This is a genomic window from Rhizobium esperanzae (genome assembly GCF_014197615.1).
In the GTDB taxonomy this organism is placed as follows: domain Bacteria; phylum Pseudomonadota; class Alphaproteobacteria; order Rhizobiales; family Rhizobiaceae; genus Rhizobium; species Rhizobium esperanzae_A.
Genome location: NZ_JACIFY010000002.1, coordinates 137,941 through 156,854, shown reverse-complemented (window position 1 = coordinate 156,854; position 18,914 = coordinate 137,941). Strand labels below are relative to the sequence as shown.

22 protein-coding genes are annotated in these 18,914 nt (G+C 61.4%); 15 read left to right on the top strand and 7 right to left on the bottom strand.

Features of this window, described 5'->3' with window-relative positions:
• Nucleotides 1-235: 235 nt before the first annotated feature.
• Nucleotides 236-625 (top strand): hypothetical protein, encoded by a 390-nt coding sequence (locus tag GGD57_RS03315; protein ID WP_184466807.1) that lies wholly within the window; start codon nucleotides 236-238, stop codon nucleotides 623-625.
• A gap of 196 nt (nucleotides 626-821) precedes the next feature.
• Nucleotides 822-1,199 carry a hypothetical protein gene (locus GGD57_RS03310; RefSeq protein ID WP_184466805.1) on the top strand — a complete coding sequence of 126 codons (378 nt, stop codon included), beginning with the start codon at nucleotides 822-824 and terminating at the stop codon, nucleotides 1,197-1,199.
• Between the two features lie 139 nt (nucleotides 1,200-1,338).
• Here the strand turns inward: GGD57_RS03310 and GGD57_RS03305 are convergent, their stop codons facing one another.
• Both GGD57_RS03305 and GGD57_RS03300 read right to left on the bottom strand, forming a co-directional pair.
• On the bottom strand, nucleotides 1,339-1,794 hold the full coding sequence (locus GGD57_RS03305) for a DUF805 domain-containing protein (protein WP_184466803.1): 456 nt from the start codon (nucleotides 1,792-1,794) through the stop codon (nucleotides 1,339-1,341).
• A 160-nt stretch (nucleotides 1,795-1,954) separates the two neighbouring features.
• On the bottom strand, nucleotides 1,955-2,722 hold the full coding sequence (locus GGD57_RS03300; RefSeq protein ID WP_184466801.1) for an adenylate/guanylate cyclase domain-containing protein: 768 nt from the start codon (nucleotides 2,720-2,722) through the stop codon (nucleotides 1,955-1,957).
• A gap of 217 nt (nucleotides 2,723-2,939) precedes the next feature.
• Between GGD57_RS03300 and GGD57_RS03295 the strand changes: the two genes are divergently transcribed.
• The 4 genes from GGD57_RS03295 (at nucleotide 2,940) to GGD57_RS03280 (ending at nucleotide 5,277) form a co-directional block, all read left to right on the top strand.
• Nucleotides 2,940-3,725 (top strand): DUF899 domain-containing protein, encoded by a 786-nt coding sequence (locus GGD57_RS03295; protein WP_184466799.1) that lies wholly within the window; start codon nucleotides 2,940-2,942, stop codon nucleotides 3,723-3,725.
• Between the two features lie 220 nt (nucleotides 3,726-3,945).
• Nucleotides 3,946-4,290, top strand: coding sequence for a DUF4087 domain-containing protein (locus GGD57_RS03290; protein ID WP_184466797.1), 345 nt, complete (start codon nucleotides 3,946-3,948; stop codon nucleotides 4,288-4,290).
• Between the two features lie 281 nt (nucleotides 4,291-4,571).
• Nucleotides 4,572-4,949: a response regulator gene (locus GGD57_RS03285; protein WP_184466795.1), complete on the top strand. Its 378-nt coding sequence runs from the start codon at nucleotides 4,572-4,574 to the stop codon at nucleotides 4,947-4,949.
• A 76-nt stretch (nucleotides 4,950-5,025) separates the two neighbouring features.
• Nucleotides 5,026-5,277, top strand: a complete 252-nt coding sequence (locus GGD57_RS03280; RefSeq protein WP_184466793.1) for a hypothetical protein — start codon at nucleotides 5,026-5,028, stop codon at nucleotides 5,275-5,277.
• A 71-nt stretch (nucleotides 5,278-5,348) separates the two neighbouring features.
• Here the strand turns inward: GGD57_RS03280 and GGD57_RS03275 are convergent, their stop codons facing one another.
• Entirely contained in the window at nucleotides 5,349-6,263 is a 915-nt protein-coding gene (locus tag GGD57_RS03275) for a LysR family transcriptional regulator (protein WP_184466791.1), read from the bottom strand.
• Between the two features lie 101 nt (nucleotides 6,264-6,364).
• On the opposite strand from GGD57_RS03275, the gene GGD57_RS03270 reads away from it, so the two are divergent.
• Entirely contained in the window at nucleotides 6,365-7,246 is an 882-nt protein-coding gene (locus GGD57_RS03270) for an NmrA/HSCARG family protein (RefSeq protein ID WP_184466789.1), read from the top strand.
• Nucleotides 7,247-7,378: 132 nt separating this feature from the next.
• Nucleotides 7,379-8,179 (top strand): class I SAM-dependent methyltransferase, encoded by an 801-nt coding sequence (locus tag GGD57_RS03265; RefSeq protein WP_184466787.1) that lies wholly within the window; start codon nucleotides 7,379-7,381, stop codon nucleotides 8,177-8,179.
• Nucleotides 8,180-8,446: 267 nt separating this feature from the next.
• Here the strand turns inward: GGD57_RS03265 and GGD57_RS03260 are convergent, their stop codons facing one another.
• Nucleotides 8,447-9,283 (bottom strand): RDD family protein, encoded by an 837-nt coding sequence (locus GGD57_RS03260; RefSeq protein WP_184466785.1) that lies wholly within the window; start codon nucleotides 9,281-9,283, stop codon nucleotides 8,447-8,449.
• 259 nt (nucleotides 9,284-9,542) lie between these two features.
• On the opposite strand from GGD57_RS03260, the gene GGD57_RS03255 reads away from it, so the two are divergent.
• Nucleotides 9,543-9,890: a DMT family protein gene (locus tag GGD57_RS03255; protein WP_184466783.1), complete on the top strand. Its 348-nt coding sequence runs from the start codon at nucleotides 9,543-9,545 to the stop codon at nucleotides 9,888-9,890.
• 90 nt (nucleotides 9,891-9,980) lie between these two features.
• On the opposite strand, the gene GGD57_RS29365 is transcribed toward GGD57_RS03255, so the two are convergent.
• On the bottom strand, nucleotides 9,981-10,103 hold the full coding sequence (locus tag GGD57_RS29365; protein ID WP_281423715.1) for a hypothetical protein: 123 nt from the start codon (nucleotides 10,101-10,103) through the stop codon (nucleotides 9,981-9,983).
• Between GGD57_RS29365 and GGD57_RS03250 the strand changes: the two genes are divergently transcribed.
• The gene (locus tag GGD57_RS03250) at nucleotides 10,102-11,613 is read left to right on the top strand and encodes a DUF1800 domain-containing protein (protein WP_184466781.1); all 1,512 of its coding nucleotides are present in this window, start codon (nucleotides 10,102-10,104) and stop codon (nucleotides 11,611-11,613) included. The two genes, GGD57_RS29365 and GGD57_RS03250, sit on opposite strands and share 2 nt — an antisense overlap.
• A gap of 12 nt (nucleotides 11,614-11,625) precedes the next feature.
• Nucleotides 11,626-12,810: a DUF1501 domain-containing protein gene (locus tag GGD57_RS03245; RefSeq protein WP_184466779.1), complete on the top strand. Its 1,185-nt coding sequence runs from the start codon at nucleotides 11,626-11,628 to the stop codon at nucleotides 12,808-12,810.
• 171 nt (nucleotides 12,811-12,981) lie between these two features.
• On the opposite strand, the gene GGD57_RS03240 is transcribed toward GGD57_RS03245, so the two are convergent.
• Complete coding sequence (locus GGD57_RS03240; protein WP_184466777.1) at nucleotides 12,982-13,569, bottom strand: hypothetical protein; 588 nt, start codon at nucleotides 13,567-13,569, stop codon at nucleotides 12,982-12,984.
• A gap of 18 nt (nucleotides 13,570-13,587) precedes the next feature.
• Nucleotides 13,588-13,974, bottom strand: coding sequence for an acyl-CoA thioesterase (locus GGD57_RS03235; protein WP_184466775.1), 387 nt, complete (start codon nucleotides 13,972-13,974; stop codon nucleotides 13,588-13,590).
• Between the two features lie 273 nt (nucleotides 13,975-14,247).
• On the opposite strand from GGD57_RS03235, the gene GGD57_RS03230 reads away from it, so the two are divergent.
• The 4 genes from GGD57_RS03230 to GGD57_RS03215 all read left to right on the top strand — a co-directional run bounded on the left by GGD57_RS03230 (nucleotide 14,248) and on the right by GGD57_RS03215 (nucleotide 18,741).
• On the top strand, nucleotides 14,248-16,068 hold the full coding sequence (locus tag GGD57_RS03230) for a methyl-accepting chemotaxis protein (RefSeq protein WP_184466773.1): 1,821 nt from the start codon (nucleotides 14,248-14,250) through the stop codon (nucleotides 16,066-16,068).
• A 145-nt stretch (nucleotides 16,069-16,213) separates the two neighbouring features.
• The gene (locus GGD57_RS03225; RefSeq protein ID WP_184466771.1) at nucleotides 16,214-17,545 is read left to right on the top strand and encodes an extensin-like domain-containing protein; all 1,332 of its coding nucleotides are present in this window, start codon (nucleotides 16,214-16,216) and stop codon (nucleotides 17,543-17,545) included.
• A gap of 101 nt (nucleotides 17,546-17,646) precedes the next feature.
• A complete protein-coding gene (locus GGD57_RS03220; RefSeq protein WP_028757224.1) occupies nucleotides 17,647-17,994 on the top strand; it encodes a hypothetical protein in 348 nt (115 codons plus the stop codon).
• A 123-nt stretch (nucleotides 17,995-18,117) separates the two neighbouring features.
• On the top strand, nucleotides 18,118-18,741 hold the full coding sequence (locus GGD57_RS03215) for a hypothetical protein (RefSeq protein WP_184466769.1): 624 nt from the start codon (nucleotides 18,118-18,120) through the stop codon (nucleotides 18,739-18,741).
• Nucleotides 18,742-18,914: the final 173 nt, after the last annotated feature.

The following is an 18,914-nucleotide window of genomic DNA, read 5'->3' as shown; positions in this document are numbered from 1 at the left end:
AATTTTACAAGCCGGCTTCGAAGATCTCGAACGCTGCTGCGGATGACGGTCATCCCCCAAGTTCCAGTTCAAACCTTCGGGTATATACGGAGCGCCTCAGCCATATCTACATGTCACGCGGTAACACGCGTAGCGTCAGCATTGTTTGATTTCATGTATTGCAAATATTATTCCCGCTGTGTTTGTAGGAATGCACAGCGTTTATCACGCTCCGATTCTTTGGAGATTCACCTGAATGAGAATAAAACTTCTTGCCTGCGCTGCCCTGCTGACGCTGGCCGGCTGCAACGCCCCCGTGTCGCAATCCGTTGCAGATTCCCAGCGTCCGCCCTCGAGCGACGTCCGGCAGAACTTCATCAACTTTATATTCAGGAAAGTTTATAAACACGAAGCGGGGGAAGTCGTCTGGGCGCGGATTTCCAGCGTGGTTCTGCTCGATCCTGAAAAAAAGATCTATGCTTATTGCGTGCGGGTGGTGCCCAAGCGCGGCTGGGGAGACTGGGCCTATCTCGGCGTCTCCTTCACGGATGGAAAAATACTGGGGGCGAAGGCGAATGACGATCGCTGCCACGACAAGCGGCTGCGCTACTACCCGTTTTCTGAGATGAACGGCATGAAGACCTGAAGCAGCGCGAAGGCTCCGGTCGCGTCGCCGTTCGAGATTTTGCTGAGCGGCGGTGCGGCCTCCTCCAACCGTTCTCATGCAGAGATGCGCGGCCCGCAGGACGGAGCCTCGACGTACGGGTTGTGCGTTCCTTTTTGCAGCCATGGCCTTTTGGAAACGGCCGATCTATCGACCTCGATACGGGAGATTCAACTGAATGAAGATCAAATTCCTTGCTTGCGCTGCCGCGCTGGCACTGGCCGGTTGCCAAACTCCGGCGCCGCAATCCGTTGCAGACTCTCAGCGGCCGCCCTCGAATGCGGTTCGACGCGAATACGTCGATGCTCTGCGGGGAACCATTAAGGCGGGGAACTTCGTGAAGGCAGAGATTTCCAGCGTGGTTCTGCTGAATCCGGAAAAGCAGATCTATGCTTATTGCACGCGTACGACGGAACGTGCTTACCCAGACTGGTCCTATATCGGCCTTGGCTTGCAACACAACATGATACTGTACCTGAAAAAGGACGACTATCGCTGCCACGACAAGCGGCTGCGTTACTATGATTTTCCTGAATTGCGAAACATGAAGTACTGAGACAGAGGCGGCCTTTTGCCAACCTCGCCGGTCCCTTCCGGATGCCGCCAGAAGCGGACCGCGCACCCCGCAGTCCGCGTAACGACGATGACCGTGCCTCGGACCGGCTCAAGCCGCGAGGACCATCCTCACACCTTGCTCACGCGAACACGGCTTCCCTGGAATCATCCACCATCGACGCCCTGCAGTACCATACGAGCACGATCACCGATCCAATGAGAGGTATTAGTCCAAGAAGCTGCCACCATCCGCTTCGGTTGATGTCGTGAAGGCGTCGGGCGGCCACGGCGATCCACGGAAGAAACGTGGCCAGCGACCAGATCCGGCTCAAGGTTTCGCTCCGATCCACGATATACAAAGCGACGGCGACGAGAAAGAGGAAGAGTACCGAATACCAGAATTCCGATCGGCTCGCTCTGCCGCTGAAGTTCACATAGTTCTTGAAAAAGCTTCCAATCGCCTGGCCGAAACCCATGGCCTGCGGCCGGCCGCCGAAGCGGTTCGGCCCAACCAGCGGCTTTCGTAAGACGAAGAACAGTGCCACGCCGATCGGGATCAAGACGATCAACCAGTGAAACAGAGAAAAACTGCCCATGAGAAACCCCAGTTGTTAAAACGGCTTAGAGATAAGCGATGTTTGTTTCCGGAGGATTAACTTGCTTGTGATCCGATGTACTCGCAATCACAGCTTGAGAAATTGCGGCTGTCACGTTGGCGGCGGGATGATGCTTCGAGCAGGCCGCAATCGCCGTCGCTCAGTGCTTGACCAGCACACGTGCCTGCACCGGCTGCTCGATGCCCTTCAGCGCCAGCATGCGGGTTTCGGCGCCTGCGGCCAGGTCGGGAGCCTTCGCCGCCGTATCCGCCGAGACCAGGATCTCGCCCGCTGCCGCGTGGGATTCCAGCCTGGCGGCCTGGTTGACGACGCCGCCGATTGCTGTGAAATCGCTGCGGAAGCTTGAAAATTCGCCGATCTGGACCTCGCCGGAATGGATGCCGACGCCGACGCCGAGGGTGCGGCCGGGCAGGGCCTCGAGCACCAGGCCACTCAGCGTCGCGGCGCAGTTACGCTGGATTTCCTGGGCGGCCAGGATTGCGGCGGCGGCGTGATCCTTGCTGACGATCGGGAAGTTGAAGATCGCCATCAGGCCGTCGCCCATCTGCTTGTTGACGATGCCGTCATGCGCCCAGATCGCCTGGGCGCAGCGATCCTGGAACAGACTGACGATCTCGCTCAGTTGCACCGCCTCGATGCGTTCGGACAGATCCGTGAAGCCTCTGATATCGGCAAACAGGATGGTGGCGTCGACGGTGATCTGGCGCTGCTTCTTGACGTACTGAAAGGAGCGTTCGCAGATCGTGCAGATATCGGGATTCATCTTGCTGCGGGTGATGCCGAAGGCGCGGAAGGGAAGCGCGAGCGGGCCGCCGATCGGGATTGGCATGTGCATCTGGTCCCAGCAGCCGCGGCAGATCCTGGCGCTGCCGTGCCTGGCCGGCTCACTGGAAGAGGCTGTCGTCATATCGAACAATCCGTCGCCTGATAGCCAAAGAACAAGCTTCCGATACTCGGCTGCTTTTGGCAACTCTCCAAGTCGGGATATGAATAGCGCCACACTTGTTACTCCCACTGGCCGAGATCCGCTGCCAAACTATCTCCCGCAACAGTGACAAGTAGCGGACGGAAGCGCGTTTTGCCTGGCGAGGCGCGGGAATTCGCCACAATCAGGAGATTTCAAAATGACCACAACAGCCCAGAACGGCGGCCAGCCGGCCATGCACAAGCCTGCGGTCGTGTCGGAGGCAGCCTGGGAGGCTGCCTGGAAGCAGATGCTCGTCAAGGAAAAGGCCCAGAGCCGCGCCCGGGATGCGCTTGCCGCCGAGCGCCGGCGGATGCCGTGGATGGCAGTCGAAAAGGATTACGCATTCGATGGGCCGCAGGGTAGGGTCAGCCTGCGCGACCTGTTTGAAGGGCGACACCAGCTCATCCTCTATCGCGCCTTCTACGAGCCAGGCGTCTTCGGCTGGCCGGAGCATGCCTGCCGTGGCTGCTCGATGGTGGCCGACCAGGTCGCCCATGTCGCCCATCTCAACGCCCGCGACACCACCCTGGTCTTCGCCTCGCGCGCGCCGCAGGCCGATATTGTGCGGCTGAAAGCACGGATGGGCTGGACGCATCCATGGGTGACGATCACCGACAGCTTCGACAAGGACTTCGGCGTCGACGAATGGCACGGCACCAACGTGTTCTACCGCGACGGGGAACGCATCTTCCGCACCTATCTCGTCAACAACCGCGGCGACGAACAGATGGGCGGCACCTGGAACTATCTCGACATCACGCCGCTCGGACGCCAGGAAGTCTGGGAGGATTCGCCGGAGGGCTATCCCCAGACCCCGACTTACAAGTGGTGGAACTGGAACGATGCCTATGTCGCCGACGCCGAGCCCGACAAGAAATGGGTCGAGGTTTCCGATGCCGGCGAAGCGGCGTTTCGGGAGGAAAGCGCCAAGGGCAAATCGTGAGCGGCTGTATAATGCGGTTCTGTGGCGAGGATGCGCGTTTCAGGATGAGCGTGCCGTGTTTGGCACACCCGTAAAGGTAGACGAAATTATATCCAGCTCAAGAGGGCGAGTGGCTGGGCAGATTTGGCGCGATATGGGAGAAAGGTCGCGGAGTCCTAAATTACCTCGGTTGTCTTGCCGGCAAGTGACGATGCATAGTGGCTGGTGAAGCGGAGGGGCAATGACCAGATTGCATGCGTTTGTTTTGATGATGCTTCTCGCACCGGCGGCAGCGCATGCCGAAAGGCGTTGCGGCTGGCTGGACAATCCCTCGACGGCAAACTGGTCGCTGATGGACGCCGGCGGCGGCTGGATCATCATGGAGAATGGCAGCGGCTACAAGGCCGAAGGAATGGACAAGATCCCCGACCTCACGACCGGCGAATACGTCTACACCAATGCCACGCACGGCTATGCCTGCGCCTGCATGGACGTGGACATGGACGGCGAGGGAGGGATCAGCCGCATTCATTCCGTGCGGCAATTGCCGCTTTCCCGATGCCGGAGCGATGCCGCCATCCGCTGATTCCTCGAAAAGGATCAGTGATCGGGCGGCTTGCCGGGCGCCAATCTCATATCCCTGACGTGCAAGCAGAAAAGCAGTCCGCTGTATGGTCGCGGCTGGAACTTTAGCGTCTGAACGGTGTTTGGGCGCTGCATCGAATGGCAGCGCCGACGATGCAAGAACTCGGTTACCATTTCAGCACGCATGTCTTTTATATTGGAAACATTCGAGGGGAAGTTGCGTTGTATGGGGTGCCGGCGGTGTGCCCGGCGGCCCGGTTGCTCGTGGCAGGAGGATGATCCATGAAGGTCCTGATCGTTGAAGATGAGAATATTATCGCGCTGGAACTCGAGCGCATTGCACAAGAAGCCGGGCACCAGACGATCGGACCGGTCTCGACGGTGGAGCAGGCTCTCGCCCATGCGCAGAGAAGCGATGTCGCCCTCGTCGATCTCGGTCTCTCCGACGGAATGAGCGGCGCCCAGCTTGCGCGCCGGCTGATCGACCGCCACAGGGTCGACGTCATCTTCGTGACCGGCAGTCCCGAGAATGTCGGTCACGGCATCGAAGGCGCCCTCGACGTGATCGGCAAGCCCTTCACCGACGAAAGGATCGCCGGCGCGCTCTCGCGGGCGCAGGCCCTGCGCCGGGATTTCGAAGGCCGCAACGCCGTTTTGTGATGTCGCGGCGATTTTATGATAAAAGGGGATTGGCGGCAGCGGGCCGCTGGCGCCTATCGGAAGGACGCTCGCCCAGATGAAGCACGCGCTCATCGCCATTCCCTTCATACTCGCAGGCTGCGCCAGCGCCGGTGATCCCGCGCCTCTTCCGGGCAGCCTCACCTATGGCGGCAAGGTCGTCCATTCTCCCTATCGGCCGGGAACGGTGGTGAAAAACACCTTCCTCGGCGATTTCGGCTACCGCGTGTTCGAGACCTATGTCGTCCAGCCGGACCGTACACTGAAGCTGACGATGCAGACTACGGGGCCGGATTTTTTGTGGCAGTGAGCGCATGCGTCTCCTGGAATGCGCAACCGCCGAGCCCGACGAGGAGGTGCGGCGCTTCAAGGCACATACCGCTATATGATGGCGAAGTCGTCGCTGCCATCGGCGCCCGCGTTCAACCGTCTAGCCGCGAGTTCAATAAAGGTCTTGACCAGAGGCGGCAGGTGCCGGCTGCTTGGATAGACGACGTGCAGGCCGCCGACCGGGGTCGTGTAACCGTCGAGAACGCGGCATAGCCGCCCATCCCTGATGAAGGCATTGGCGACCCCATGGGGCAGTCGGGCGATGCCATAACCGGCGATCGATGCGGCCATGACCGCCTGCATTTCATTGGCGGCGAAGCGGCCCGAGACCGAGACCGTTTCCTGTCCGTGCGGGCCTTCAAGCAGCCATTGCGCATGGGTGGATTGGCCGGCGACAACGCAGTCGTGGCGGACGAGATCTGCCGGGCGATCGGGCACGCCGTGGCGGGCGAGATAGTCGGGGCTCGCACAGAGCAAGCGATGGGTAGAGCCGAGCTTGCGGGCGATCAGCGTCGAATCCTCCAGAATGCCGGTACGGAAGGCGAGGTCTATGCCGTTTTCGACGAGATTCAGCCTGTCGTCGGTCAGCCGCAACTCGACCCTCGACTTCGGATAGGTGGCCAGAAGATCGAAGATCGCATCCTGCAGGAAATGGCCACCGAAGCCGACCGGCGCCGATATGCGGATCGTGCCGGCGGGCTCCGTTCTTGCTTCGGCAAGACGCAGGTTGGCGCCTTCGATCGTGCGGAGCGCCTGACTGCTTTCCTCGTAATAGAGGCGGCCGGCATCCGTCGGGCTGAGGCTGCGTGTCGTGCGCTGCAGCAGGCGCACGCCGAGTTCGCGCTCGAGAGCGGCAATGCGCCGGCTGACCGTTGTCTTCGGCATGCCGAGCAGGCGCGCCGCGGCGGTGAAGCTGCCGGCTTCAATGACGCGGGCGAAGATCATGATATCGTTGAGGTCCAGCATTGTATCCTATGATGGTACGATGTTTCCCAATTATAGGCTATAACGGGTCAATGCGATAGGCCTTAACTTTGCTCCATCGGTCACAAACAAGGAGCAGACAGATGAGCGATATGAGAAGCGTTTTGGTCACTGGTGCCACCGGCCAGCAGGGTGGCGCGGTCGTTCGCGCCCTGACCGCGCGGGGACACCGCGTCAAGGCGATCTCGCGCAAGCCGGATAGCGATGGCGCAAAGCGGCTGGCCACGGCCGGGGTCGAGGTCGTCGCCGGCGATCTCAACGATGGCGCTTCCGTGGCGAGGGCGGCTGAGGGCGTCGACACGATGTTCCTGATGGGCAACAGCTATGAGGCGGGAACGGAAGCGGAAACGCTCCAGGGCATCCTCGTTGCTGATGCGGCGAAGGCCGCCGGCATCGGGCACCTGATCTATTCCTCCGTTGGCAATGCCGACAAGAAGACCGGCATTCCGCATTTCGACAGCAAATATCTCGTCGAAAAGCATATTGCTGGCCTCGGTATTCCCTACACGATCAGCGCGCCCGTCGCCTTCATGGAAAACACGGTAGCGCCCTGGGCGGTCGACGGGCTGCGCCAGGGCGTCTATGCCTCGGCCCTGCCGCCAACCCGCCCGCTACAGCAGATCACCATCAAGGACATCGGCGCTTTCGTCGCAGCACTGGCCGAGCGGCGCGAACAGGTGTTCGGCAAGCGTTTCGATATTGCCGGCGACGACTTGTCTGGCGAGCAGCAGGCGGAGATCCTGTCCGAGGTGCTCGATCGTCCGATACGCTACCAGGAACTGCCAATCGCCGCGATGCGACAGCAGAGCGAGGATGCGGCGCGGATGTTCGAATGGTTCGACCGCACGGGCTACGATGTCGACATCGCTGCCCTGCGCCGCGACTTCCCCGATGTCGGCTGGCACAGCTATGCCGATTGGGCGCGCGGCTTCGACTGGAGCGTTCTCGGCAAGGCGTCCGCCTGATACACTCTCCGCCGTCTCCGGCCTGGACCGGGGACGACGGAGAGCCCGAGGAGAGCCCGAGGCGCCTTGCGCAGGCGACGGATCGCTCGGCTCTACGGCGATAGACCATCGTTCTTGAAGAGGGAGGTTTCCATGCCGTCGAGTTTTCATGTCGAAAGTGCCGATGGTTATGAGCGGCTGATGGGGCGATGGAGCAAGCGGCTGGCGCCGAAGCTGATCGATTTCGCCGGGCTTGCGGATGGCGATCGCGTGCTCGATGTCGGCTGCGGCACCGGCAGCCTGGCGTTCACGCTGGCGGAAAGACCAAGCCTGCGGGAAATCGCCGCCATCGACTATTCGCCTGTGTTCGTCGAGGCGGCGAAACGGCGCAATACCGACCCGCGGATCACGATCCAGCAGGCCGATGCCTGCGCGCTTCCTTTCGAAGACAAACGCTTCGACCGGGCAATGTCGCTCCTCGTACTGCATTTCGTGCCTGAGGCAGGAAAGGCGGTGTCCGAAATGTGCCGGGTGGTGCGACCCGATGGCGTCGTCGCGGCCACGGTCTGGGACCATTATGGCGGCATGTCGGGCATGCGGATGATGTGGGATACGGTGGTCATGCTCGACGAGAACGCGCTGCCGCAGCGCCGCAGATACTGTTTTCAGCCGATGATGCGGCCGGGGGAAATGAAGCAAAGCTTCATCGCTGCCGGCCTTGCCGACGTCGAGGAGACGTCGCTGCTGATCCGGATGGAATACACCTCCTTTGCGGACTACTGGGACCCGATCGCCGCCGGCGAGGGGCCGCTCGGCAAATATGTCGCCGGGCTGGACCCAACGAGGCGAAAGGCCGTCGATGCCGCCTTACGGGCCGCCTATGAGGCGGGCGAGCCCGATGGACCGCGGTCGTTTGCGTCGGTGGCGTGGGCGTGCCGGGGCAGGGTGGTGTGACCGGTGGCTTGTGGAGCGCCGATGCTTGAGAGAGCCTCATCCTGAGTTACCCCGCAGGGCCTCGAAGGACGAGGCGGGCGTACTGCGCTGGATGAATGCAAGACGCAATGTTGCGGCGTGTCCTTCGAGGCTTCGTCCTACGGGCTACGCGCCGCGGGATAAGGGACGTTGGTGGGTGCCGCGCCGCAATAGGGGGCGTGGCGTCCCGTGGTTTGCTTCCGGTTACTGTTATTTCACTGCCAGGCGCCTGCCTGAACACGGATGCCCTCAGGCGCTCACCACCTCGCAGGCGCAGATGCGATCGTAAAACGTCCGTCCCTGCCACAGCATGAATGGGACGAGCCACCAAGCCAGGGCCGCTCCCGTCCATAGGACGTAAAACCCGATTGTCCCATCGTATGAAGGTGCATATCCGCCGTGGAAAATGCCGAGCAGTGCGTCGAAGTCCTGCGTCGGATAGGCCGGCAACAGCGAGATTACAAAAGTAGCGGCACTGAAAAGCAGGGTCGGGCTGAATTTGAGGATTTCGCGTTTCAACGCGATACCGAAGTTGGGACCTTCACCATCGATCCATTGGACCCGTAGAAAGAAGACTGCCTTTCCGATTGTGCGGCGGCCGTTCGCAGAAAAACAGGCGAACGCCAGCGCGATCAGTGCAGTATTGGCAATGCCTGACATGAAGTCGGAGTACGCCGGTATTGTTTTGTTGACCGGATTATCGTCTGCGTCCAGAGGGATTGTCAGCACTTGAGTTGGTGTCACGTAGTCCCATGGCTCCATCTCAACGGTTATCTGCAGGTATCTTTGCTTTCCCAAGCCAAATTGGCGCGATTCGCAGATCTCGTTGGTGCGCAATTCGTTTGTCTTCAACGGCCAACCTGCGTCAATACGCTTTGCGAGCTGATCGGGCACTCCCTCCGCACATTCCATGGAGACCTTGTCGGCGAAGTGGGAACCCTCGGGAACGGTCGTTGAAATGTAATGGACTGCTATGAGGATAGCGGCCTGAAAGATAATGACGTCGACTGCAAAGGCGGCAAGGCGTCGCCAGAAATAGCGGGGAAGCAAAGCAATGGATTGCGGCATCTCGGCTGTATGATCCATATGCTCCCCGATAGATCGATGCCGCCACGTGCGGCGCATGTAATCCTTTCAATATGAAGTAGTAAATTTCGTGGCGATTGATACGGGGACTTTAGCATCCTCCTCTATCCGAGCGCCTCGGGCGCCGGCAATTTTGGTTTCGATGGCGTGAGACGATCGGTCCGCGCTCCGAGACTTGCCGTCCAACGACGACGTGCTAGGTAAAGCTGGCCGGTATCCCGCCGGGTCAACCATTCCATCCACAGCCCCGAGTGAGCCCATGCCATTTTCTCCCGCCGCCGTCTGGCCCGTCATCATGTTGTTTGCCTCCAACATCTTCATGACCTTCGCATGGTACGGGCATCTCAAACACAAGGGCAGCGCCATCTTCCTGGCCATCGTGGTCAGTTGGGGTATCGCCTTCTTCGAATATTGCCTGGCGGTGCCGGCCAACCGTATCGGCTCGGCGGTCTATACGACGGCGCAGCTGAAGACGATGCAGGAAGTGATCACGCTGATTGTCTTTGCCGGTTTCTCGATTTTCTGGCTCGGCGAAAACCTGACCTGGAACCACGCGATCGGTTTTGCGCTCATCGCAATCGGAGCCTCCTTCATTTTCAGGGCGTAAATGCGAGGCTTTTCAAGAGATTACAAATTGTCCATGTCTCGATAAGGCCGCATTTCCTACAGATTGCCGTCGCAATCTGCTGTCAGCTTCTCACCTCAGCATTTCCGTGTCACGGAAATGCTTCGCAATATCGTTTTGCGCAATTCCGGGCGCAAAACCGCGGCACACTTTTGCTGGAATTGCTTCAGCAGTGATCAGGAGGTGATCGGCCATGAGCCTCTCTTTCCCGACGATGGCGGCAATCCGCTTCGGTTATGGCTTGCGGCCGGGCGAGGCGCCGCCGCAGAACAAGGATGAGCTGATCGGCCAGATCGCCGAGGGCCTGGCGGCGACGCCGGACTTTCCGCTCGGTGGTCCTGACATGCGCCACCGGGCGATCCTCAGCCTGCAGGCGCAGCTGAGGCAGATCCGCGAGGACGCCAAGACGGTGACCGATGATCCGGTGCGGCGCGACATGCGCAAGGGCGTGCAGCGCCAAGCGCAGCAGCAGTTCCAGCACGATACGAACCTGCGGCTGATGCAGGCGGTGCTGTCGCCCTATGGCTTCTACGAGCGGCTGGCGACCTTCTGGACCGATCATTTCTCCACCAGCGCCAATAAAAGCCTGCCGATGCGCCTGATCGTGCCGCTCTACGAGGCAGAGGCGATCCGGCCGTTCATATCAGGCAGGTTCGGCGATCTGCTGCGCAGCGCCACGGCCCATCCGGCCATGCTGATCTATCTCGATCAGGCGGATTCGCTCGGCCCGGATTCATCAGGCGGCATCAAACGCAACAAGGGGCTGAACGAAAATCTCGGCCGCGAGCTGCTGGAACTGCACACGCTCGGCGCCGGCAGCGGCTATACCCAGGCGGATGTGACGGCGGCTGCCATGGTGCTGACGGGGCTCACCGTCGATCGCAAAGAGATGGATATCGTGTTCCGGCCGAATATTTCCGAGCCCGGCACGCATGCTGTGCTCGGCGTCAGTTATGGCGGGCGCAGGCGCTCGCGAGACGATTATCTCGACATGCTCGACGATCTCGCCGTCCATCCGAAGACCGCCGCCCATATCAGCCGCAAACTTGCGGTGCATTTCGTCTCCGACCGGCCCGACGAAGGCATGGTGTCCGATATGGCTGCGGCCTGGAAGAAGACGGATGGCGATCTCACCGCCGTCTACACCGCCATGCTCGACCATCCCGCCGCCTGGCGTGACGAAGGCGCCAAGGCACGCCAGCCTTTCGACTATGTCGTCGCCGGATTGAGGGCGCTGAATGCGGGGCCGGTCAACGGCGTCGTCGGCAGCTTCCTGGTGGCCAACCAGCAAGGCACCGATGAGGGCGACATGGCGGCGAATACGCCTGGCATGGCAGGGGCGCCGGTGACGACCGATCCCGCCGGCGAGGCGAGGGACAAGCGGCTCAAGGCCTTCCGGACGGCGCGGGCGCTGGGGCAGGGGGCGCTGAAGCGCATGGGCCAGCCGATCTGGCTGCCGCCGAGCCCCGCCGGCTTCGAAGAAGGTTTTTCCGCCTGGATCACCGGCAGCCAGCTCGCTGAGCGGCTGGCCTGGGCAAGGCGGGCGGCAGCGCAGTTCGGCCGCGACGAGGATCCGCGCGAGTTCCTCATATCGACGCTTGCCGATGCGGCGCGCGACGAGACGATCCGCATCGTGTCGCAGGCGCCGAACAAGATCAGCGGGCTGACCCTGGTGCTGGCATCGCCTGAATTCAATCGCCGATAGGAGGCTTTCGCCATGACATTGTCGATGAACCGGATCTCGCTGTCGCGTCGCGGATTTCTCACCTCTGCCTGCTGTCTTGCCGCCGCTCCCGTTTTCACGCCCGTCACCTTCGCGGCGATGCCGGGCGACAACCGTTTCGTCACCATCGTGCTGCGCGGCGCGATGGACGGGCTGGATCTCGTGCAGCCCTATGGCGATGCCGGCTTTGCCGCGCTCCGGCCGACCTTGGCGCTGACGCCCGATACCGGACTTCTCGATCTCGACGGGCATTTCGGCCTCAATCCCGCCGCCGCCGATCTCATGCCGCTCTGGAAGAGCCGGGAGCTTGCCTTCGTGCATGCGGTTTCGACGCCCTATCGCGACCAGCGCAGCCATTTCGACGGGCAGGACATGCTGGAGTCAGGCGGCGAGCATGTCGCCGAGGAAAAGACCGGTTGGCTGAACCGGGCGCTCGCCGTCATTCCGCGCTCGGATGCGCGCAAAGCGATCGACCTCAACACCTCGACGGAGTTGATCCTTTCCGGGCCGAACGATGTCGATGTCTGGGCCTCGGATTCCAATCTGGCGCCGGCGCGTGACGAGATGCAGTTCCTGTCGCGGCTCTATGCCGGCGATCCGCCCTTTGCGGCAGCCCTTGCCGAGGCGACGCGCGCCGACGCTGCCTCGACGATGGTCGAGCCGGACGGACAGCGCGGCGAGAAGGTTGCAGATGTGGCAGCGCTCGCGGCCAATATGCTGAAGGGTGACTATCGGATTGCCAGTTTCTCGATATCAGGCTGGGACACGCATATCGGCCAGGCCGGCCAGTTCAAGCGGCCGGCACAGGATCTCGCGCAGGCGATCAACACGCTGAAGACGACGCTCGGGCCGGAGATCTGGTCAAAGACGGTGGTGCTCGCCATGACCGAATTCGGCCGCACCGTCCGCCAGAACGGCTCCGGCGGCACCGACCACGGCACCGGTGGCTGCACGGTACTATCGGGCGGCGCCATCAACGGCGGCCGCATCCTCGGCCGCTGGCCGGGTGTCGGTGACGGGCAGTTGCTCGACGACCGTGACCTGATGCCGACCGCAGATGTGCGCGAGGTGGCGGCAGCGATGCTCTATCGGCAGTTCGATGTCGGTGTGGATGATCTGACGGGGAAGATTTTTCCGGGCTTGGGGTTTGATAAGGGGTCGCAGTTTTTGAAGGTTTGAGGGCTGGGCGAACGCACGCAACGTAAACGAACAAGGATGAGGGCTGGTCGTTGTGCGTGCCGCCTGCGATAACCTGCCGCACCGTCTCCCGGCCCTTCGCTTTAAGCTCAGGGCGTTCGTTGCTGCAATCGATTCACTGGATCGATTGCTCCCGCTTTGCGGGACCGCAACTCACCCCAAAACATCATAGAGCCGGAAGATGAAGCTCACCTGGTAGAACAGATTGGCGATGACGAAGGTGGTGTGGAAGCGGCGGTTGGGGGTCCAGGCGGCGAGGGCGCAGAGCAGGATGTAGACGATATTGCGGGCGGGATATTCCCAGCCGAGCGAGAGGATGCGCTCCGGCCCCTTGATCGCCGTGTCGAGGATATCGACGGCATAGATCAGGCCGAGAATGCCGAAGAACCATTTTCGCCGCGAAATGAAATACTCCTCGTAGCCGCCATATTCGTCGAGGCTCGCCGGGAAGAGCAGGGCGCAGAGCAGGAAGAACAGGCTGCAGAAGCAGACGAGGAAGAGATAGATGCCGAAGCCGATCGCCGGCACGGCCTGCAGGCGATATTCCCACCACCAGATGTGAATGATGAAGAGGAAAAGGGACAGCGCCCAGCCGAGATGGACGGCATAGACCTTGGCCTTGCCGGGATGCTGGACGATGCCGGCGACACCGGTCAAGAGTCTCGCCAGCGACAGGCTGATGACCATGCCCATCACCACCTTGATGTGAAGGAAGACCTCCGGCGAACTGACCGTTTCCATGGTGTCGATCCCGGCCTGTCACTCCTCGGGGACTTGCTTGGGCTTGCCCTCTTCGTCGAGCGCGACCATGATGAAGGTGGCGGCGGTGACCTTTTCCATCTTGGCGTAGCGTGAGCGATGCGCCCAGGCTTCGACGATCAGCGTGATCGAGGTGCGGCCGACACGCTCGACATCGGTATAGACCGACAGCGTATCGCCGATCTTGACCGGCAGCTCGAAGGCCATTTCCTTGACGGCGGCGGTGACGACGCGGCCCTTGGCGCGCTCGGCGGCGCGAATGCCGGACGCAAGGTCCATCTGCGCCATGACCCAGCCGCCGAAGATATCGCCGGCCGGATTGGCATCGCCTGGCATGGCGAGCGTGCGCAGCGTGAGTTCGCCTCTCGGCTTGGCGGCATCGGTCATGGAAAGTTCCCTTGATATTCGGATACGATTCTGTAGCGAAGGTTAGGCGAACTCGTGTGTCCGCACCAATCCTTTTCGGTGAGAGGGTTGGCTGCACAACAAATACGGCAGGTCGCGACGATTTAAATTCCGTTGGATTTCAGCCGGTTGAATTTTGCAACCGCTGCTTCACCTTACGTTATGTGAGGATCCGCTAATCCAACTTTACCGTCCGGTAATTCAGCTGTTCCAGTATGTGACGAATTGCAAATGTTTAGAATCGCCGGGAACCTCATGCGCAACGTCAAGATTTCCACCCGCCTTTACTGCCTCGTCGGCTTCACGCTTGCCGTGCTTGCGGCGACGATGGTCTTCTTTCTGAACTATTCCTACTCCGAGCTGCAAGCGGAGCGGAAGGCGGGGCTGGAGAAGATGGAGGCGACGGCGCTTGGCATCTTCGACAAATATTACAAGATGGAGCAGGCGGGCACCATGACCCGCGAGCAGGCGCAGGCAGCCGCCAAGGACGTGATCGGCGCGATGCGCTATGGCGCCGACGGTTATTTCTGGATCAACGACATGCATCCCACCATGGTGATGCACCCGATCAAGCCGGCGCTTAATGGAACCGACATCTCGCAGATGAAGGATCCAACCGGCAAGTTCCTGTTCGTCGAGTTTGTCAACAAGGTGAAGAAGGACGGCAAGGGCTTCGTCGATTACTACTGGCCGAAACCGGGCGCCGACGAGCCGGTGCTGAAATATTCCTATGTCGCCGGTTTCGAGCCTTGGGGCTGGATCGTCGGCACCGGCGTTTATGCCGATGACATTGCCGCGCTCTATCGTCAGAACGCGATCTGGGCGGCGGTGCTCTGCCTGCTCGGCGCGGCTGCCACGATGGCCATCGCCTATGCGATCGTCCGCAGCGTGACGGCGCCGATCGCTCGTCTGAAGACGGCGATGAACGCGATCGCCTCCGAAGAGGCATCGGTGGAGATTGCCGGCAGCGATCGTCGCGACGAGATCGGCCAGATGGCCAAGGCGTTGCTGGTGCTGCGCGATTCCGTCGACGAGCGCAGCGCGTTGCGCGGGCGGGAAGACGAGAGGCAGCGGCAGATCGAAGACGAGCGCCGCGGCAACGAGGCGAGCCTGCGTTCGGCCTCCGAGCGTCAGACCCGCGCGATGCAGGCGCTTGGCGTCGGCCTGGAAAAGCTCGCGGGCGGCGACCTGACGGTTGCGATCGGCGATATCGGCGACGATTATGCCAAGCTGCGGGGTGACTTCAACGCCGCCGTCGATGCGCTGAACGGGGTCATCCATGCGATCGCCGAATCCAGCCGCGTCGTCAACGACAGCGCCTCCGACATCAGCGAGGCGACCGGCAACCTGTCGAAGCGCACCGAACAGCAGGCAGCCGCGCTCGAAGAGACGGCGGCAGCGCTCGACGAGATCACCGCGACGGTCAAGACGGCATCCGAGCGGGCGAACGAAGCGCGCGAAATGGTGGCCGAAACCAAGGCGAGCGCCGGGCGCTCCGGCGACATCGTCCGCAATGCGGTGACGGCGATGGGCCGCATCGAGGAATCCTCAAGCCGTATCAACCAGATCATCTCCGTCATCGACGAAATCGCCTTCCAGACGAACCTTCTGGCGCTGAATGCCGGCGTCGAGGCCGCGCGGGCAGGCGAGGCGGGCCGCGGCTTTGCCGTCGTCGCCCAGGAAGTACGCGAACTTGCCCAGCGTTCGGCCAATGCCGCCAAGGAGATCAAGGAACTGATCAGCCGGTCGGCGACAGAAGTCGACGGCGGGGTCGCGCTGGTACGCTCGACGGGTGATGCGCTGCTGGAGATCGAGGCGCTGGTCAACCAGGTCAACGATCACGTCGTGTCGATCGCGACGGCAGCACGCGAGCAGTCGACCGGGCTGAACGAGATCAACGGTTCGGTCAACCATATGGATCAGATGACGCAGCAGAATGCCGCGATGGTCGAGGAGACGACGGCGGCAAGCCGCACGCTTGCCGACGAGAGCACCCAGTTGAAGGCGCTGCTTTCGAATTTCCGCCTGCGTGGGGCGGAGCAATCGCCTCAAGCCCGACACACACGGGCAGCGTGAGTTAAACGACAGATCAAAGGCCGGGCGACCGGCCTTTTCGATTCTGTCGCGTTCAGATTGTGCGGGTAAGTTTTCGTTCACCGTTTTTAATTAAAATTGGACCGAGTTTTTCTGGTCACTGCCGGCCTGTGGAAGCGGTAAGAGTATGGCGTTTGTTTCCTTTCCTCGGCGAGTCCTCCTGCCTGTGCTGCTCTCGGCGGCGCTGACGACCTGTTCGATCAGCGACGGGCTGGTGCCGCCGGCGAATGTCGACAACGGTACCAGGGTGAGCTCGATCTCGCCGGGACGGGGGGCTGCGCGCATGGCGCCTTCCGTCGGGATGGCGCGTGCGGAGCGCCTTGCGCCGGCGGAAAGCCAGGCCGCCTATCCCGTTTCCAATGCGCCTGTCGGCAATAATCAAGGTTCCGTCGATTATCTCGATACGCCGAATCTTGCCGGCACCGGTCATTTGGCACCCGCGGCGGGCGCAGGTGGTACGCGCAAGCTGCCGATGATCGACAGCGACGAAGCATTGGCGGCAGGCCAGCCGAGCGGCAACTGGGGCGGCACGAAGAACCTTGCGATCCCGTCCGGCGGCGTCAACATGGATGACGAGCTTGGAGCCGAGCCGGTCGTCGGATTGGCGCAGGAGCAACAGCAGCAGATCGCCGAGGGCAACGCCACCGAACCCGTCGTCGACGGTATCGGCACCGACACCCCGATGCAACTGAACCAACCCGTGCGTCAGCCCGTACCGCGAGCGATGCCGCAGCCGGCGGCACAAGCGCAGATGAGCCGGGCGCCCGCCTGGAGCGACGGCAGCCCGGTGGTGGCGCCCACCCGCGTTCCCGAAGAGGATGAAAGCGAAGAGGTCGCGATGCTGCGGCCGAACAATCCGATGATGAGTGAACCGGCAGCCCCCGTCGACCCCAGCGTCATGCCGGCCTCCGAGCTTGCCTGCCGGCGTGAACTGAAGCGCATGGGTGTGCTCTTCGACGACAAGCCGCCGATCTCGCAAGGTCCGGCCTGCCAGGTGCCCTATCCGGTGTCGCTGAAGGGGCTTTCCGGCAATATCGGCGTGCAGCCGGCCGTGACGCTGAACTGCCAGGTGACGCTCGCCTTCGCCAAATGGGTGAAGAACGAGCTAGCACCGTCCGCCCGTTATCGTTACTGGAGCGGCATCAGGACGATCCAGCCGCTCGGCGGCTATTCCTGCCGGCGCATGAACAACAGCCGGCAGAAATACAATCCGATGTCGGAACATGCCCGCGGCAATGCGATCGACGTCGGCAAGTTCGTGCTGAAGAACGGCCATGAGATCGACGTGCGCAAGAAGGGCCTGTTCTCGCTGCGTGAAGGCCGGCTCCTGAAGGCGGTGCGCACCGACAGCTGCCGTTATTTCAACACCGTGCTCGGCCCTGGCAGCAACCCGGAACACTGGAACCACTTCCACTTCGACCTGCGTTCCCGCAAGAGCGGCAAGGTCTATTGCGACTGATCCATATCGTCTTGAACCGTAGGGCGCGGCAGAAAAAGGTTCATCCCTGCCGTCTGGCGCGCTATAGATCGTTCAGGCGGTTGCCTTCGAGAGTTTGATCCATGAGCTATGATTTCCATGTCGGCCAGAAGGTCGTCTGCATCAACGATACCTTCAAGCATGTCAGCATCGACCAGCTCATCCGCAAGGGCGAGATCTATACGATCCGCTGGGTCGGCGAATATACCCACTATGTCGACGGCACCTTCATCGGGGTAAAGCTTGCGGAGATCCATCGCGGCAATGATGACGGGCCGGAAGGTTACGGTGCGGCCGACATGCCCTATCGCGCGACGCGCTTCCGGCCGCTGGTGAAGGACAAGATCGCATCGCTGCGCAAGCTTCTGGCCCCGACGCCCGATGCGCCGGTGGAGCCGAAGGAAAAGATCAAGAAGAAGGAAAAGGTCTGAGCGCGATCCGGCGGAACCAGGCCTTTTTTCCGATATCGCGGACGCGACATCAGGACTTCACTGACGCGATTGTACCCTCCCTTTGCCTGTGCGACAGTCCGTGCGCGACATGCGGGAGGGGACATGCAACCGATCTCGAAAATGATGGCGCCGCTTTGGGTCGCGATCGCCATCATGCTGGCGGCAACGGGAGCGGCGGCGGCCGATCCACTCGTTTTCGCCTATCACGGATGGCAGGTCGATCTCACCAATGCCAGGGGCGCCGAACCGGACAAGGAGATGGTTGCAGCCGTCAAGCGGCAACTCGACATCGTCGAGCGTGTCAATCTGAAGCCTGACGTCCTCACCTTCATGCGGACTATTCCGATCTGGGCCAACCCTGCCGCCGCAGGTTTCGGCCCCGGCCATTACAGCAGCAAGACCGGCATTGACCTGCGCCTCAGGAGCCTCGATCCCGACAAGCCGATCATCCTGCACGAGCTTCTGCATGCCTATAACGACCGGATGGTGCCCGGCGGTTTCGGCAATAGCGACATCAGGCAATTCTTCAACAACGGCCGCGGGCTCTGGCCTGATGATTCCTACATGATGAGCAATGATCGGGAATTCTTCGCGGTCACGGCCAGCGTCTATCTCTATGGCGATATCGAACGGCCGCCTTATACGCGCAGCCAGCTCAGAGAGAAGCAGCCGCGATACTATCAGTGGCTTGCCATGCTGTTCGACGATGGCCGGCCGCGGTCGTAACGCTTCAGATCAGTCCGTCTTCATGCTGAGAAATAAGGCCGCTCCCACACACGCTGCTCGGTCGCGAATATAAATCGCATCCGATTAAATCGGAATGTTGTTGACATCCGTTTTGGTGAGGCATATTAAAGCGCATCCGATTTAATTGGATACGTTAAAAACCCAGCGAAAGG